The sequence below is a fragment of the Marinilabilia salmonicolor genome (genome assembly GCF_003003035.1).
GTDB lineage: Bacteria > Bacteroidota > Bacteroidia > Bacteroidales > Marinilabiliaceae > Marinilabilia > Marinilabilia salmonicolor_A.
Map to the genome: position 1 here is coordinate 67,377 of NZ_PVTS01000004.1, position 15,245 is coordinate 82,621.

The following is a 15,245-nucleotide window of genomic DNA, read 5'->3' on the forward strand; positions in this document are numbered from 1 at the left end:
CTCTTGTGGGACAGGGGATTAATTTCTTTTTGGTTTTTTTACTGCCGATATTGTTTGATAAAGAGGAAATTGGGAGGTTTTTTGTGTTTTCCGCTATTGGTCTTCTTTTAGGTTCTTTGGTTTCCTGGAGTAGTTTTAATACGATTCTTTTAAGTTCTTCTCAGAAGTCAGCAAAAATGAATTTGGGTATTTCACTTTTGTTGGGTGGAGGAACTTCCTTTTTTCTTTATGTCTTCTTGTACACCTTATCGGTTTTAAATTTTGACGGTTTCTTTTTTGAAGGTATTTTTCTGTTACCATTTTTTGTATTCATGGAGAATGCATCAATATCTTTTGAATATTATTTAAACTTTCAGAAGGAGTACGCAAAAATTGGTCGGGTTAAGTTGGTGAAAGCGGTTTCTGTTTTTTTGTTGACAATTCTTTTCGGTTTTCTTTGGGACACTTATTATTCTCTTGTTCTTGCTTTTATGGGCGGACAGGTTATTGTTTTAGTTTATCAATATGTTGTTGCCGGTACTCCTCACCAGCTTTTTCGAATTCAGAGAAAGGAAATCGTATTTTTCTTTGTGCGGCATCGTGATATTTTGGTTTTTAATTCTTCATTGGCAATAGTTTCTAAGTCATTGATTCATTTACCAACTGTTTTGATTTCCTTGTTTTATGGGGAGGGGATTGTTGCATTGTTTGGCATGGCGCAGAGGCTTATTTCCACTCCGATGGGTTTGTTGGGAGGTAGTGTGTCGGTTGTTTTTGGGAAAGTTTGTGTTGAGAAGTTTATTGACAGAGAAAGGATTTTTAGTTATTTGATTGATTCCCTGCGAAAGATTTTATGGCTTTTTGTGCCTTTCGGTTTGTTGGTATTCTTTTTTGTGCCTTTGTTTTTTGTTCCTGTATTTGGTCAGGAGTGGGAGGCTGCTGGTACCATCGTTAGAGTTTTAATACCATTGAGTGTTATTCAAAATTCAATTATGCCATTTACCATACTGAATACAATTTTAAATTTTCAAAAAAGAATTTTTATCTTTTACAGTTTTAGTTTAGTTGTAAGAATGGGACTGTTGTTTATTATACCTTATAAGGTTTTTCAATTAGATTATATTAGTCTTTTAATGCTTCTTTCCTTTTCCGGTGTGTTGCACTATTTGTATTACTTTAAAGAGCTATTCAAACAAGTTAAAATTTATGATCATAGTATAGATGACTAAAGAAGAAAAGACAAAAAATGGGCTTTTTAGTTTCCTTAACTGGGTGGATTCGACTTTTTTTCGGTGGATAGTGAAAATTGTTTATCCTCAATACAAGCGACCCCGGGCAGGATATATGAAGCACTACAAGGTGTTGTACGATTACATCTTCATGCAAAAAATAATGGGTTTTAACCGAATGGTCCCATGGCCGGTCGATTTTCGCAGCAAAGTGCGGGGGTGGCGTTGTATTCAAAAAGGAATCATGTGTGATCCGGGCGACAGTCCCGGTGTTTATATCAATGCATTTGGCGGATTAAAGCTGGGGGATAATGTGGCGATTGCTCCGAATGTGACCATCGTAACAACCAATCACAACAAGTATGACCAGAGAAAAACCTCTCCGATAAAAGGTGTTGAAATAGGTAACAATGTGTGGATTGGGGCCAACAGTGTCATTCTTCCGGGTTCTAAAATAGGAGATGAGGTCACCATTGGTGCAGGATGTGTCATCTCCGGTGAAATACCTTCAAAGTCAACCGTTACACGAGGTGATGGAGTCATTAAAATCATTCCCAAGACGAAAAATTACGAGTGGGATATTTATCAGGAGAAGCTCACCTGATTTAAGGGCAGGGAAGATTTGGCGTCAACCCGTGTCTATGAATTTTAGCACTCTGAATAACTATCTCTCCGGGTTGTAACTAACGAGGTGATGTGCAATCTGACCCGATATCTCCGCCAGTCCTCTTTCTCTGAGTTCCCGTGAACTGGTGATTTTCTGGTGATTTTCAAAAAGTGAATGGAGCTCATTGACCGAATTCCGGTCGTCATAGATTTTATCCCTGTCGCTGTCGCGTGTTGCAGAATACCAGGTTCCCGGAATAAGGTTTTCGTAATTCCCGTCAAATTCTGCGAACAAAACCCGGTCTTCCAGATTTTTATGGATGACATCCGACAGGATTACCGTGTTGTTTGTCATACTTCGCAATGAATACGAAATACTCATTTTGAATACACTGGTGCGTAAATACTCATAGTAATATACCTTGTGGTATTCAGTAACCTTTTCTTTGGTGCCATCTTCTTTGGTAATGGTGGTGGTTTCCCGTAACCAGGCTTTTCTTCTTGTCTTTTGAAGGGGAGTGGTAAGGGAGGCGTATTCGTTAATCTTTCCGGAGAGAATGGCATCGATGTCGGAGGGAAGTTCAAGGATTTTATCCTGATTTTTCGTCAGGACACCCCGAATGATGGCTTCGGTAATATCGGTCTGGCTAAGAATCGGAGATTCCACTATTTCAAAGAAAGGAGAATTTTGCCTGCTGATATCAGAAGTCAGATAAGTACGAAGTTCCTGAGCAATTTCTCTTTTCGAAAGATCTAATCCGTTAAAAGGCAGGATGCCGATTTTCATTAATGCTTTTTCGCGTGCCTCATTGCGTAGAGAAGAGGCATTTCTGTAGGTTCCCTGACTCCGGAGAATTTCATCAAAGGCATAGTAGGCTGTTCGGTTTTTTCCTGATCTAAGAAGGTTTATTCCATCGCGATACACCGGTTCGTATCTGGCAGTTACCCAATGTTGGGAGGCATCACGGAAGTTTGGATCTATTTTCAGGACTTCATCCAACAGAGAAAAAGCATTGGTGAAATTTTCCGCATTAAGTGCATCAATCCCTTTATTGTATTGTTTGTCCAGATAGATCTCTTTTGCTTCGTTGTATCGGGAAAAAGTACTTTGTGGCACTCCCAGATTTATTCCATAGCGGCTGGCTTGTGAGCGGAAATTGTTGATGTCGAGAAAAGTATAAACAGCCTCTTTGTATTGATTGCTTCTGTAAAAGGACTGAAATTCGTCACTCTTTCTGTCTATTACCATCTGCCCTGTTCTTTTCAGCCCAAGTTTGGAGTCGATGTTGTCATCATTGGCCTGAAGCGAGCGGAGATATAAATCGGCAGCCTCAGTAACCAAACCTGCATTTTCCAGTTCCAATGCTTTGTTCATGAAACGTTTGGATGCACAGCCGGAAATAAGGAGTGCGAAAATTATCGAGAGGATCAGGGGGGATTTGATAGAATATTTGCCAGTCATTGAATTTTGTTTAAAACTGTGATACGTAAAAAAGTGAATTTGGTTTGTGCTTCTTTTTTGTTTCTTCCTTGAAAAAAATCATGGTTTAGCTGGCGGATTTTTTGCTTATTTGGAAATTAGGATGATATGTGCGTATGGGATAGCTAATAACACAGAAATTTAATTATATGAGAAAAGAAACATTGTTATTTTTATTGGTTTTTTCCTTCGGAATGTTTAATCATGCTGTAGCTCAGGATGATAAAAAGGAAGGTTACAAGTTTGAAACGATTGTGGATTTGGAAACCACTGCAGTGAAGGATCAAAACCGCTCAGGCACCTGCTGGAGCTTTTCAGGAGTTTCGTTTCTGGAGTCTGAAATGATGCGGATGGGTAAAGATCCTGTTGATTTTTCGGAAATGTTCATAGTTCGTCATTGTTATGCCGATAAGGCTGATAAATATGTCCGGCTTCACGGTCATTTGAATTTTGGGCCGGGAGGAGCATTTCATGATGTATTGTATGTGCTCAAGAATTATGGCGCTGTGCCCGAGGAGGTTTACAACGGACTTGAGTATGGCGAGGACAATCATGTACATGGTGAGATGGATGAGGTCCTGAAAAATTATGTGGATGGCGTTATTGAAAACCGCAATAAGCGTGTTAGTAATGCCTGGGATGAGGGCCTTGATGGAATTTTGGATGCCTATCTCGGTGATCTGCCGGAGGAGTTTGATTACAATGGTAAAAAATATACGCCTCGTGGATTTGCTGATGAAGTAATTGGACTGGATGCAGATGATTACATTCAGGTGAGCTCTTTTACGCATCACCCGTTTTATGAACCATTTATTATCGAAGTTCCGGATAATTGGCTGTGGGGCGAAGTTTACAATGTTAAGCTGGATGAGATGATAGATATTATAAATAACTCTTTGGAGCAGGGTTATACGGTTGGCTGGGCTACCGATGTGAGCGAAAAGGGGTTTTCTCATAGAAACGGGGTAGCTGTGGTGCCTGAGGAAGATATGAAAGAGTTGGATGACACCGAGCGTTCGCGTTGGGAGAAGTTAACTCCTGAGGAGCGTCAAAAGCAACTTTATTCTTTTGATGAGCCGGTGAAAGAAAAGAATATTACCCAGGAAGTTCGTCAGGATGGGTTCGATAATTACCAGACCACCGATGATCACGGAATGCACATTGTGGGTATGGTGAAAGATCAAAATGGAACGGTTTATTACAAAGTGAAAAACTCATGGAATACCGACAATAAATATGACGGTTATCTCTATGCCTCTGAGAACTTTGTAAAATTGAAAACCATCTCTATAATGATTAACAAAGAGGTGGTTGCGAAAGAATTAAGCAAAAAGATGGGATTGTAATAAGTCTTTACAAAACTAAATGCGTGCCAAAAAAAGTTAAAATGACTTTTTTTTCAACGAAACACTGAAACCTTTACACCAACGGCCCGTTATAAAGGGTGAAGTTTTCTTCATAAGTAAGGGTTTAGGTTAGGTAAATTGTAAAGAAAGAGATAAAAGTTTCTCTTCAGGGAGTTTTCAAAAAAATAAAAAATTTTTATCTCTTTCTTTAAACCATCAAAGGAATTACTTGTTTAAGAATATAGATTTTCATAATTTTGGGTTAGGGTTAAGGTTAGAAACGGGAGTTGCCAAACGAGGTAACGCCCGTTTCTGTTTTATAATATACTACAATAACCTGCCAACACTGCTATGCCTTTTAAGAAGGAGGCATCGCTACTGCGAGGAACGAAGTGGGAATCATTTTTTTTTTTCAAAAGAATAGTGCCCACCACACCAATGACTGACAATAGTAAAGACAAAAAAACCGGTTTCAGACGAAAACCGGTTCTTCTTTATGCTGAAAACAATAATTTTCTATCATCTACTGCCTATTCTCTACAAACTATTCTCTAATCCCCTATCTGAGTTTTGCCCCCAGTTCCTGCTCAAACACTCTGGTGAGGTTGCTCATGGTCTTATCAATCTGCTTGTCTTTGAGTGTTTTTGTGGTGTCCTGCAGAGTGAACGAAACAGCATAAGATTTCTTTCCGGCACCCAGTTTTTCTCCTTCGTACACATCAAAAAGTGAGACCTCTTTCAGGAGCTTTTTCTCTGTTTTCAGGGCCAGCTCTTTGATCTGACTGAACATCACATCTTTATTGATCAAAAGAGCCAGGTCGCGTTTCACTTCCGGAAATTTGGAGATCTCCTTAAACATTACCGATTTTTTGGCCGAGGCTTTTACCAGTGTTTGCCAGTTCAGTTCGGCAAAATATACCGGTTCATCAATGTCAAAGTCTTTAAGCAGTGTGGGATGGGCCATTCCCATGTAGAACAACTCCTTGCCGTCGGCGGCAGTAACTTTGAGCCCTTCTGAAATAAGGTCATTTTCGTTGGGTTGTTCTTTGCAACTCTGTGTGTCAATTCCGAGACGTTCCAGGATATTGTAACACCAGGTTTTCAGATCGAAGAATGAGATTTTGCGATCTTCACTGTTCCAAATGCCCGAAATCTTATTTCCTGTAACTACCAGAGCCAGTTTTTCTTCTTCCCTGTAGCCTTTTACTTCACTTGCCGGTTTTGCCGGATTGAGGCTGTAACAGTTGCCGAATTCAAACAGGCGTAAGTCTGCGTTTTGACGGTTCCGATTGTGACGAACGGCCTCCAATGCATTAAATATTAACGTCTGGCGCATACCATTCAGATCGGAACTCAACGGGTTGGCCAGTTTTACCACCTGTTTTTCGGGGAAAGTTTCCGATTTTTCGTAGTAGGCCGCTTTGGTCAGTGAGTTGCTCATGATTTCGTCAAACCCCGCACCAACAAGTTGAGAAGCTATGGTATTGCGAAGTTTTCCGATGTTTGGTTTATCGGCATATACAATGGTGGAGTTCAATTTGTGGGGAGCTTCCACATTATTGTATCCGTAAACCCTGAGAATTTCCTCTATTACATCGGCCTCACGTTGCACATCTACCCGGTAGGGAGGGACGGCAACACGCCATAGCTCTTCTGTCTCGGCCACGATGTCAATATCCAGCGCCTTTAATATTTTACGGATTTGCGATGACTCAATTTTTTTACCGATGAGTCGATCCACATGAGCCAGAGAAAGTTCCACATCGTGATGTTTCACGGGCTCGGGATAAATGTCCACTATTTCGGAAGAGATATTTCCTCCTGCCACTTCTTTGATCAGTAAGGCAGCTCTTTTAAGTGCATAAAGGGTGATGTTGGGATCGGTACCTCTCTCAAACCTGAAGGAAGCATCGGTATTGAGGGTGTGACGACGCGCCGTTTTTCTGACAAAAACAGGATTGAAGCATGCACTTTCCAAAAATATTTTGGTGGTTTTTTCTGTAACACCGCTGTCAATGCCACCAAAAACTCCGGCAATGCACATTCCCTCATCGGCATTGCAAATCATCAGGTCCTGATCGTCCAGCTCCCGCTCTTTCTCATCGAGGGTGGTAAATTTGGTTCCTTTGCTGAGTGTTTTAACCAGTACTTTATCTCCGGTAATTTTATCACCATCGAAAGCATGAAGGGGTTGTCCCATTTCATGCAGTATAAAATTGGTGATGTCCACCACATTGTTGATGGGGGTCATTCCAATGGCGAGCAGTTTGTTCTTCAACCAGTCGGGCGATTCTTTTACATTGATACCGCTGATGGTGAGTCCACTGTACCGGGTGCAGGCTTCAGGGTTTTCAACTTTTACCTGTACGGGCCAGTCGTGGTTGTCTATTTTGAAATCATCCACCGGGGGCCATTTCACTTCAATGGAACCATCCTTTTGTTTTAAATATGCTGCGAGGTCTCTGGCAACACCTATATGGGAAGCACCGTCAATACGGTTGGGCGTGAGGTCAACTTCAATGCGGATGTCCGATTCAATATTAAAATACTCAGCGGCAGGGGTTCCCGGCTTGGTGTCAGGCTCCAGCACCATTATACCATCGTGGGCAGTTCCAAGTCCTATCTCATCTTCGGCGCAAATCATACCTTCCGATTTCTCCCCTCTGATTTTTGCCTTTTTTATTTGGAAACCCTCTTCGTCGGGGTATAGTGTTGCCCCTACGGTTGCCACCACTACTTTTTGGCCTGCTGCCACATTTGGTGCGCCGCAAACAATAGGAAGGAGTTCTCCGGATCCCACATCTACGGTGGTCACACTGAGTTTATCGGCATTTGGGTGCTTTTCGCAGGTAAGCACTTCTCCAATTACCAAGCCCCGCAAGCCGCCTTTTACGGTGTCGATGGTTTCTACGGAACCAACTTCCAGTCCCAGGTCGGTAAGAATTTTGGCAATTTCAGTTGCCGGTAAATCGGTGTTGATGTAATCTTTCAGCCACTTGTATGAGATGTCCATGAGTATGTTGTATTTTTTAGTTTTTGAATCGAAAGGTCCGTTAGCAATTAGAAACTGAAACGAAACGACCAGCAAAAATAAGAAATATGTTTCAACGCGCTAAAAAATAGGCGATATCTTTTTGTTAGTTTCGAATGTTGGGTATAGAGTTTCGGGTTTTGTGCTGAGTTTTGAGTTCTGAGTTTCGCGTTGTGGGTTGAGGCGGTTTCCCTTTCAGGCGGTTAGGGGGGAGCGCGCAGAAAGGATGAGTCTTGAGTTTTGTGTTGAAGTACCTTTTTAAAACAGGCTAGTGTCGGAAGGGCAACGCCCTGGTTTTGGTGGTGTTTATTGCATTTTTTTATAGGGCCGTTGCCCCAAACTATTGTTAAAGACCTTTGGCTTTGTAAAAACACAACAATATCATGAATAGAAGATTGACGAAGTCCATAAAGCAGGCCACAACCATTTTTCTTTTCAAATCCCGATTGTTTTGCTCCCTTCAACTCAATTACCGCCTACTTGCTATTCACTATTCACTACTGACTACTGACTATCCACCACTGACTACTCACTAAAAATATTGTCATTTCCTCTTATTTCAATATCTTTGGGACATAATGGAAAAACCGGGGAATAACCAAATACCGGTAGAAGAGCAGAAAAATGAACAGAAATATGATAAAGTTTGAAGAAAACCATCGTCCCCTGATTTTGGTTACCAACGACGATGGTGTTGAGGCTGGTGGAATAAGGGCTTTGAGAGAAGTTGCCCGTGAGTTTGGAAATGTTGTGGTGGTTGCACCGGATTCGGCCCAATCGGGAATGTCCAATGCCATCACTGTTAAGGTTCCATTGTATTTGAAAAAGGTGCACAGCGAAAAAGGGTTGTACATTTTTAAAACCAATGGAACCCCCGTTGATTGTGTTAAATTATCGCTCAATTCATTATTGCCCCGAACACCTGATTTGGTATTGTCGGGAGTGAATCACGGGAGTAACAGTTCTTCAAGTGTGCATTACAGCGGAACGCTTGGGGGTGCCAGAGAGGGTGTGATGAACGAAATCCCTTCTGTTGGCTTTTCGTTACTGGATTATAGTCCCGATGCTGATTTTTCTACTGCCATTCCTTTTATTCGTCAGGTAATTCAGCAAGTGATACAGTTTGGTTTGCCGGCAGGCACTTTTTTGAATGTGAATATTCCCAAAGGCAATATCCTTAAAGGTATTAAAGTGGTGCGACAGGCCAGAGGCAAATGGGTGGAGGAATTTGTGGAAAGAGAAGATCCCCGCAAACAAAAGTATTATTGGCTCACAGGTTTCTTTCAGAACCTGGAACCCAACGCCACTGATACCGACGAGTATGTACTGGACCAGGGATTTGTTTCCGTGGTTCCCTGCACTTTGGATATTACCGATCACGGGGCAATAGAGCAGCTGAAGGCCCAGTCGTATGAGATGAGTATTAACGGGGTAGTTTAGCCCGCTTTTTTGAAGAGAGATGATTTGCAAATGTAATAAACAGATTGTTGGGTTTTTAATTGGACTTGTGGTACCGGTTATATTCAGTTTCTTGCTGTTTAAAGGGAGATATCATGGAGATCTTGGGTTTGATGATTTTGCAATTACAATGTTTAAATTGCAAAGCCTGGGGAAGTTGGTTAGTGTGAGTGTGCTGCCTAACTTATTGATTTTCTTTGTGGCCATATGGACTGAGCGTCTGTTGGCTGCCCGGGGTATCGTGATTGCCACGCTTCTTTACACCCTTGCCACGGTTGTTTTGTATTTTCTGAGATGATTTTTTAAAGGGGCCGGATATACATTTTTTTATTGAATACTGCCTTGATCGGGCAGAATCAATAATTTATTAATTGCCAGAAAACTTAGTTTGATGAGGTATTATATCATAGCAGGAGAGGCTTCGGGAGATTTACATGCTTCCAACCTGATGCGGGAACTGAAAAGACTGGATGCGGAGGCCGATTTTCGCTTCTGGGGCGGGGATCTCATGGCCCGACAGGGAGGAAAGTTGGTCAGACATTACCGGGATACAGCTTATATGGGTGTTTGGGAGGTAATTACTCATTTGCCTTCCATTTTTAAAAACCTGAACGAATGTAAAGAGGACATCCTGCGCTATCATCCTGATGTGTTGATTTTGGTAGATTATCCGGGTTTTAACCTTCGCATTGCCAATTTTGCCCACAGCAACGGGCTGAAGGTGTTTTATTACATCTCTCCTAAAATTTGGGCCTGGAATAAGGGACGGGTCAAACGGATTCAGAAATGGGTGGACAAAATGTTTACCATTCTTCCTTTTGAAACCGATTTTTATGCTGAGTATGGGGTTCCGGTGGCCTATTCGGGCAATCCATTGCTCGATGCCATTGATACACGGGAGTTTAAAAATGAATCGTGCGAAGCATTTCTGGAGCGCCATCAGCTTCCCGACAAGCCTATTGTGGCAGTCCTGGCAGGCAGCCGGCTTCAGGAAATCGATCGAATAATTCCTGATATGTTGAAGATGGTTCGGAAATTTCCTGATCACCAGTTTATTGTTGCCGGAGCTCCTTCTTTTACTGAAGCTGATTACCAGCAATATGTTCCGGGAGAGGGCAGTGTGAAAGTTATTTTCGGAGAGACTTATGCCTTGCTGCAACAGGCCAAAGCGGCTATGGTAACTTCCGGAACTGCCACGCTCGAGGCAGCTTTGCTCAAATGCCCGCAGGTAGTATGTTACAAAATGTGGGGTGGGGCATTTACCGATTTTATGGCCAAAAAAGTGATTATTCAGGTGCCCTACATCTCACTGGTCAACCTGATTATGAACCGGGAAGTGGTGACAGAGCTGTTTCAGAATGATATGACGGAAGAAAACCTGACTTCCGAACTGCGGAATTTACTTTGCGATGAGGGCATAAGAAATAAAATGTTTGCCGATTATGAAGAGTTGCAGAGAGTCATGGGAGGCCCCGGAAGCAGCGGGAAAACTGCCCGCCTGATGTGGGATTCCCTTAATGGTTAAAAGTACCGGTAGTCTCAATTTTTTTCTATTAACTAAAAACTAAATACTAATAACTACTTTATGCTGGCATTGTGGAAAAAAGAGCTTTTTACTTTTTTCAGTTCCTTGACAGGTTCACTGGTTATTGCTGTGTTTCTTGTGCTTAATGGCCTGTTTTTGTGGGTAATACCGGGCAATATGAATATTTTGTTTGGCGGATATGCCAATCTGGATGGCTTGTTTTATATGGCACCCTGGCTCTATCTGTTTCTGGTCCCGGCTGTTACGATGCGTCTGTTTGCTGATGAGAAAAAATCGGGAACCATAGAGCTGCTTTTAACACGGCCTTTGTCAGACTGGCAGATAGTTACCGGTAAATATATGGCCGGTTTATCGCTGGTTGTATTAAGTCTTCTTCCCACTTTGATTTATTTTTATTCCGTATCCCGGTTGGCACAACCGGCAGGTAATGTGGATGCCGGTGCAATTTGGGGCAGCTACATCGGTCTGCTGATGCTGGCAGGCGCATATGTGGCAATGGGCGTTTTTACCTCTGCCATTACCGATAACCAGATTGTGGCGTTTGTTTTGGCAGCCTTGCTGGCTTTTGTGTTTTATAGTGGGTTTGATGCCCTGGCTTCTGTTCCGTTTTTTGATTCTTTTGAAGGTGTCTTAATTAACCTGGGGATAGATGCTCATTACCAGTCTTTAAGCAGAGGTGTGATTGATGCCCGCGATGTGTTGTATTTTCTTGGATTGATTTTGGTGTTTCTTGGACTTTCGAGACTTGTGCTGAGCAGCAGGAGATGGTGAGGGGGGAAGTAGAGAATAGAGAATGGAGAGTAGAGAATGGAGAGTAGAGAATAGAAGTTAGAAGGCAGACTGAGGGCTGCGAGATGAGAAATGAGTGTTGAGTATGTCTTTTATACTGAAGCTGGATTTCTGGCATAGCCATGTATTTTTCAATTAATAGGTGGAGGTTATTATTATTTGATTATTTCTTCGCATGGTAAACCAGCCCCGGCGGGGCGACAGTTTGGTAGCAATGGGATTGCAATGAATGGAAAAGCCCCGGCAGGGGTGACACCTTGATTAAAAAGACAATGGAAGAATTATTATAAAAAGAAGTTTGTTAAGCAATGAAGAAGCTGAAAGAAACCCAGCAAAGCTCAGGTTCAGCATTGCTTATCGCAAAGATTAAATGGGTTATCAAATTATTAACCGTTATTCTATAGATAGAGTCCGTCTATAAACTAAGCATAGTTAGTTTTTAGTCATGTGTCTGGTCAGAAAGTGCCAATTGCAAGGCTTGCGACCGCGTGCCGTCTAAAGCTTTAGCGGTGGCGCAAGCCGCCAAAAGCGCAGTTTACTTGCGTAAATGAGCATTTTGGCGGCAAGTAAAACGCCGCAAGTGGTACTTTATGGACAGATACTAGATGAAATTTAGTATGGGTCAGGGGAGAAGGCAGAAGATTAACTAAAATTAGATTAAAAAATATGTTCGGTAAATCAAATAAGCAGAAAGATCTGATTCATTTTGGGCTTCTTTTAGCCTTGGTTGTATTGGTGAATTTACTTGCTTCCTCTGTCGTTTTACGATTGGATCTGACTGAAGAAAAGAGATTCACACTTGCAGATATTACCACTGATTTTTTATCAGAGATGGATCAACCTGTCTTCGCAAGTGTTTATTTGTCGGGTGATTTGAATGTGGGGTTCAGTCGTTTGTCGCAATCGGTGGAAGATAAACTGGATGAGTTTGGCGTTTATGCAGGCTCTAATCTGGATTATCGGTTTATTGATCCCAACGACTCCTCTGATGAGTCGAAGAGGGCCACAGAGCAATTGAAAGAACTGGGGCTTGAGCCGGTTCCTGTTTACGAGGCCAAAGAGGATGGATCACGCAGCAGATCTCTGGTTTATCCTTATCTGATTTTGCAGTCGGGCGATACCGAGATTGCAGTGAATCTACTGGAAAATATGCCTGGACAATCCGGAGCTGAGAACCTGAACGCTTCTGTGGAGGCGTTGGAATTTAAGCTTATAGATGCCGCTCGAAGGTTGTTGATTGACGAAATGCCCCGTATTGCCTTTTTGGAGGGACATGGAGAATATGATGAGATAGATGTGGTGGATATCACTGATGCCCTTTCCCGATATTATCAGGTGGACAGAGGAAATCCGGGTAACTCGCCTGAAATGCTTGCCCCTTATGAAGCTTTAATCATTGCCGGACCCAAAAAAGAATTTGCGGAGGATGAGAAGTATGCCATTGATCAGTACATCATGCATGGCGGCCGTGTGTTGTGGCTGATAGACGCCCTGGGAGTAACGATGGACAGCCTTCAGCACTCTATGCAAACCGTAGGCTTACCTATGGATATAAACCTGGATGATCAGTTGTTTCGATATGGTTTTCGTATTAATCCGGTGCTTGTTCAGGATGTGCAGTCGGGTATGATACCTGTCAATGTGGCTCCTGCCGGACAGTCTTCTCAGTTTGTTCCCATGCCCTGGACCTACAGCCCTTTGTTGAATACAAACAGTGGGCATCCGGTTACGCGCAATGTGAATGTCGTAAGGGGAGAATTTGTCAGTAGCATTGATACCGTGGGTGGTGATTTGAACACCACCAAGACACCGTTACTGCGCACCAGTCGATATTCCCGCGAGATGGAGGTTCCGGTTTATATTTCTCTGGCCCAGGTAGAGGAGCAGCCGGCCCGGGAGAATTTTCCCCAGTCCCATATTCCGGTTGCCTATTTGTCGGAGGGAGCATTTACTTCTGCTTTTCTGAACAGGCCGGTGCCCCCCGGAGTGAATGGTGCTGGCTTGGAGCGTCGTGACCGAAGTGTTCCCACACGTATGATTGTAGTTGCAGATGGTGAGATTATCAGGAACGAAGTACACCGAAGGGAATCCGCCAATCCCGGCATTGTTCCTCTGGGGTATGATGAGGTTACCCGACAGACCTTCGGGAATAAACAGTTTATTCTTAACGCCGTCAATTATCTCACCGATGAAGAGGGTTGGATGAATCTGCGGACAAGAAATTACCGACTGCGGTTGCTCGACAGAGATAAAGTAGCCAATGAAGCAGGATTCTGGAAAGCCATCAATATGGGAATACCGGTGCTGTTTGTACTGCTGGCCGGTCTTTTGGTGCCTTTGTGGAGAAAAAGGCGTTACGGAAAAGAATAATAGAAAATAGCCCCGCAGCACTTTTTTGTAGCCTCAAAATTTCTTATTTTCGGCACACTTTTTTGCTACATAATCTTTATATTTGAAGATGTTTGCAGAAAAGCTTATCTTGAGGTGCAATTTGTTGTTCCTGAATGAGTTTTGAATGTTGTCGCTGTCGTTTTTTGAACGGTGGTGAAAGTAATATTTTGTTTATCAGATAATAATTATAAAAAATAGAAAACAATGAAGTTTGTTGTCTCCAGTTCAGGGCTGTTGTCGCACTTGCAGGCCATCAGCCGGGCTATTGCTTCCAAAAGCCCTATGCCTATTCTTGATAATTTTTTGTTTAGCCTCGAAGGACAAAAATTAACAATTACTGCCTCCGATACCGAGGTTACGATGATTACTTCGATGGACCTGGAAACCACTGACGGTGAAGGTACGATTGCGATGCCTTCAAAAATCCTTTTGGAGACGCTGAAGAAGTTCCCCGAACAACCTCTGAACTTTGAGATCAATGAGGAAACTATGGCGGTGGATATTGTCACTGAGAAGGGTAAGTTTAGTGTGGTTGGTCAGAACGGAGACGATTTTCCGGCATTGCCTCAGATTGATGAGGAAAAAGCAAGTAAACTCCAGATTTCTGCTGATACCTTGTTGACAGGGATTGTGAAAACCTTGTTTGCTACAGCAGACGATGAACTCAGACCGGTAATGAATGGTATTTTGTTTGAGTTCACCCCTGATAACATGACTTTTGTGGCATCCGATTCACATAAATTGGTTCGTTATCAGCGTTTGGATGTGAAGACCGATTATGAGGCTTCCTTTATTTTGCCCAAAAAGCCTGCAGGTCTGTTGAAAAATGTTCTGCCCAAGGAAGACGGGGATGTAGAAGTGGCCTTTGATGATCAGAATGCTTACTTCACGATGCAAAATTATCGACTGGTTTGCCGTTTGGTGGAGGGAAATTACCCCAGCTACAATGCTGTTATTCCTCAGGACAATCCCAATAAAGTGGTGGTTGACCGGGTGGACTTGTTCAATACCCTTGGACGTGTCTCTTTGTTTGCCAGTCAGGCAAGTAATCTGGTTAAACTTCATTTGGGAGCCAACGAAATGGTTATCTCTGCTCAGGATCTTGACTTTTCTATTTCTGCTCATGAAAAACTGGGCTGCCAGTACGATGGTGATGAAATGGAGATTGGTTTTAAATCCGGATTTCTGGCCGATATTCTGGAGAATATCTCCTCCTCAGATATTGTGCTGGAGTTGTCTGATCCTGCCCGCGCCGGAATATTTGTCCCTTTTGACAAGTCCGAAAATGAGGATGAGTTGATGTTGCTTATGCCTATGATGATTAATGCCTGATAGTTCGGGCTAACCTCTATATTTAAACGTCTCGTTGAGTTTTCAGCGGGACGTTTTT

11 protein-coding genes are annotated in these 15,245 nt (G+C 42.6%); 9 read left to right on the forward strand and 2 right to left on the reverse strand.

Features of this window, described 5'->3' with window-relative positions; all coding sequences use genetic code 11:
* Positions 1–311 precede the first annotated feature (311 nt).
* Together BY457_RS05140 and BY457_RS05145 are read left to right on the forward strand one after the other, a co-directional pair.
* Complete coding sequence (locus BY457_RS05140; protein ID WP_258176636.1) at positions 312–1,208, forward strand: oligosaccharide flippase family protein; 897 nt, start codon at positions 312–314, stop codon at positions 1,206–1,208.
* Positions 1,201–1,812 (forward strand): acyltransferase, encoded by a 612-nt coding sequence (locus BY457_RS05145; RefSeq protein ID WP_258176622.1) that lies wholly within the window; start codon positions 1,201–1,203, stop codon positions 1,810–1,812. The genes BY457_RS05140 and BY457_RS05145 overlap by 8 nt, the downstream gene beginning before the upstream one ends.
* A 60-nt stretch (positions 1,813–1,872) precedes the next feature.
* Here the strand turns inward: BY457_RS05145 and BY457_RS05150 are convergent, their stop codons facing one another.
* Positions 1,873–3,276: a hypothetical protein gene (locus BY457_RS05150; RefSeq protein ID WP_106152258.1), complete on the reverse strand. Its 1,404-nt coding sequence runs from the start codon at positions 3,274–3,276 to the stop codon at positions 1,873–1,875.
* Between the two features lie 167 nt (positions 3,277–3,443).
* Between BY457_RS05150 and BY457_RS05155 the strand changes: the two genes are divergently transcribed.
* Complete coding sequence (locus tag BY457_RS05155) at positions 3,444–4,640, forward strand: C1 family peptidase (RefSeq protein ID WP_106152259.1); 1,197 nt, start codon at positions 3,444–3,446, stop codon at positions 4,638–4,640.
* Positions 4,641–5,199: 559 nt separating this feature from the next.
* On the opposite strand, the gene pheT is transcribed toward BY457_RS05155, so the two are convergent.
* Entirely contained in the window at positions 5,200–7,653 is a 2,454-nt protein-coding gene (gene pheT, locus BY457_RS05165; RefSeq protein WP_106152261.1) for a phenylalanine--tRNA ligase subunit beta, read from the reverse strand.
* A gap of 654 nt (positions 7,654–8,307) precedes the next feature.
* Here pheT and surE point away from each other — a divergent pair.
* The 6 genes from surE (at position 8,308) to dnaN (ending at position 15,187) form a co-directional block, all read left to right on the forward strand.
* Entirely contained in the window at positions 8,308–9,111 is an 804-nt protein-coding gene (gene surE / locus BY457_RS05170; RefSeq protein WP_106152262.1) for a 5'/3'-nucleotidase SurE, read from the forward strand.
* Between the two features lie 148 nt (positions 9,112–9,259).
* A complete protein-coding gene (locus BY457_RS19220) occupies positions 9,260–9,427 on the forward strand; it encodes a hypothetical protein (protein ID WP_258176623.1) in 168 nt (55 codons plus the stop codon).
* A 93-nt stretch (positions 9,428–9,520) separates the two neighbouring features.
* On the forward strand, positions 9,521–10,654 hold the full coding sequence (lpxB, locus tag BY457_RS05180) for a lipid-A-disaccharide synthase (RefSeq protein WP_106152264.1): 1,134 nt from the start codon (positions 9,521–9,523) through the stop codon (positions 10,652–10,654).
* A gap of 60 nt (positions 10,655–10,714) precedes the next feature.
* Complete coding sequence (gldF, locus tag BY457_RS05185) at positions 10,715–11,446, forward strand: gliding motility-associated ABC transporter permease subunit GldF (RefSeq protein WP_106152265.1); 732 nt, start codon at positions 10,715–10,717, stop codon at positions 11,444–11,446.
* 684 nt (positions 11,447–12,130) lie between these two features.
* Positions 12,131–13,834, forward strand: coding sequence for a gliding motility-associated ABC transporter substrate-binding protein GldG (gene gldG / locus BY457_RS05190; protein ID WP_106152266.1), 1,704 nt, complete (start codon positions 12,131–12,133; stop codon positions 13,832–13,834).
* A 225-nt stretch (positions 13,835–14,059) separates the two neighbouring features.
* Complete coding sequence (gene dnaN / locus BY457_RS05195) at positions 14,060–15,187, forward strand: DNA polymerase III subunit beta (RefSeq protein WP_106152267.1); 1,128 nt, start codon at positions 14,060–14,062, stop codon at positions 15,185–15,187.
* Positions 15,188–15,245 lie beyond the last annotated feature (58 nt).

Coding starts and splice junctions, on each gene's coding strand:
- pheT (WP_106152261.1), bottom strand. CDS start 7,653: ATGGACATCTCATACAAGTGGCTGAAAGATTACATCAACACCGATTTA.
- BY457_RS05140 (WP_258176636.1), top strand. CDS start 312: ATGGAGAATGCATCAATATCTTTTGAATATTATTTAAACTTTCAGAAG.
- BY457_RS05145 (WP_258176622.1), top strand. CDS start 1,201: ATGACTAAAGAAGAAAAGACAAAAAATGGGCTTTTTAGTTTCCTTAAC.
- gldF (WP_106152265.1), top strand. CDS start 10,715: ATGCTGGCATTGTGGAAAAAAGAGCTTTTTACTTTTTTCAGTTCCTTG.
- gldG (WP_106152266.1), top strand. CDS start 12,131: ATGTTCGGTAAATCAAATAAGCAGAAAGATCTGATTCATTTTGGGCTT.
- dnaN (WP_106152267.1), top strand. CDS start 14,060: ATGAAGTTTGTTGTCTCCAGTTCAGGGCTGTTGTCGCACTTGCAGGCC.
- lpxB (WP_106152264.1), top strand. CDS start 9,521: ATGAGGTATTATATCATAGCAGGAGAGGCTTCGGGAGATTTACATGCT.
- BY457_RS05150 (WP_106152258.1), bottom strand. CDS start 3,276: ATGACTGGCAAATATTCTATCAAATCCCCCCTGATCCTCTCGATAATT.
- BY457_RS19220 (WP_258176623.1), top strand. CDS start 9,260: ATGTTTAAATTGCAAAGCCTGGGGAAGTTGGTTAGTGTGAGTGTGCTG.
- BY457_RS05155 (WP_106152259.1), top strand. CDS start 3,444: ATGAGAAAAGAAACATTGTTATTTTTATTGGTTTTTTCCTTCGGAATG.
- surE (WP_106152262.1), top strand. CDS start 8,308: ATGATAAAGTTTGAAGAAAACCATCGTCCCCTGATTTTGGTTACCAAC.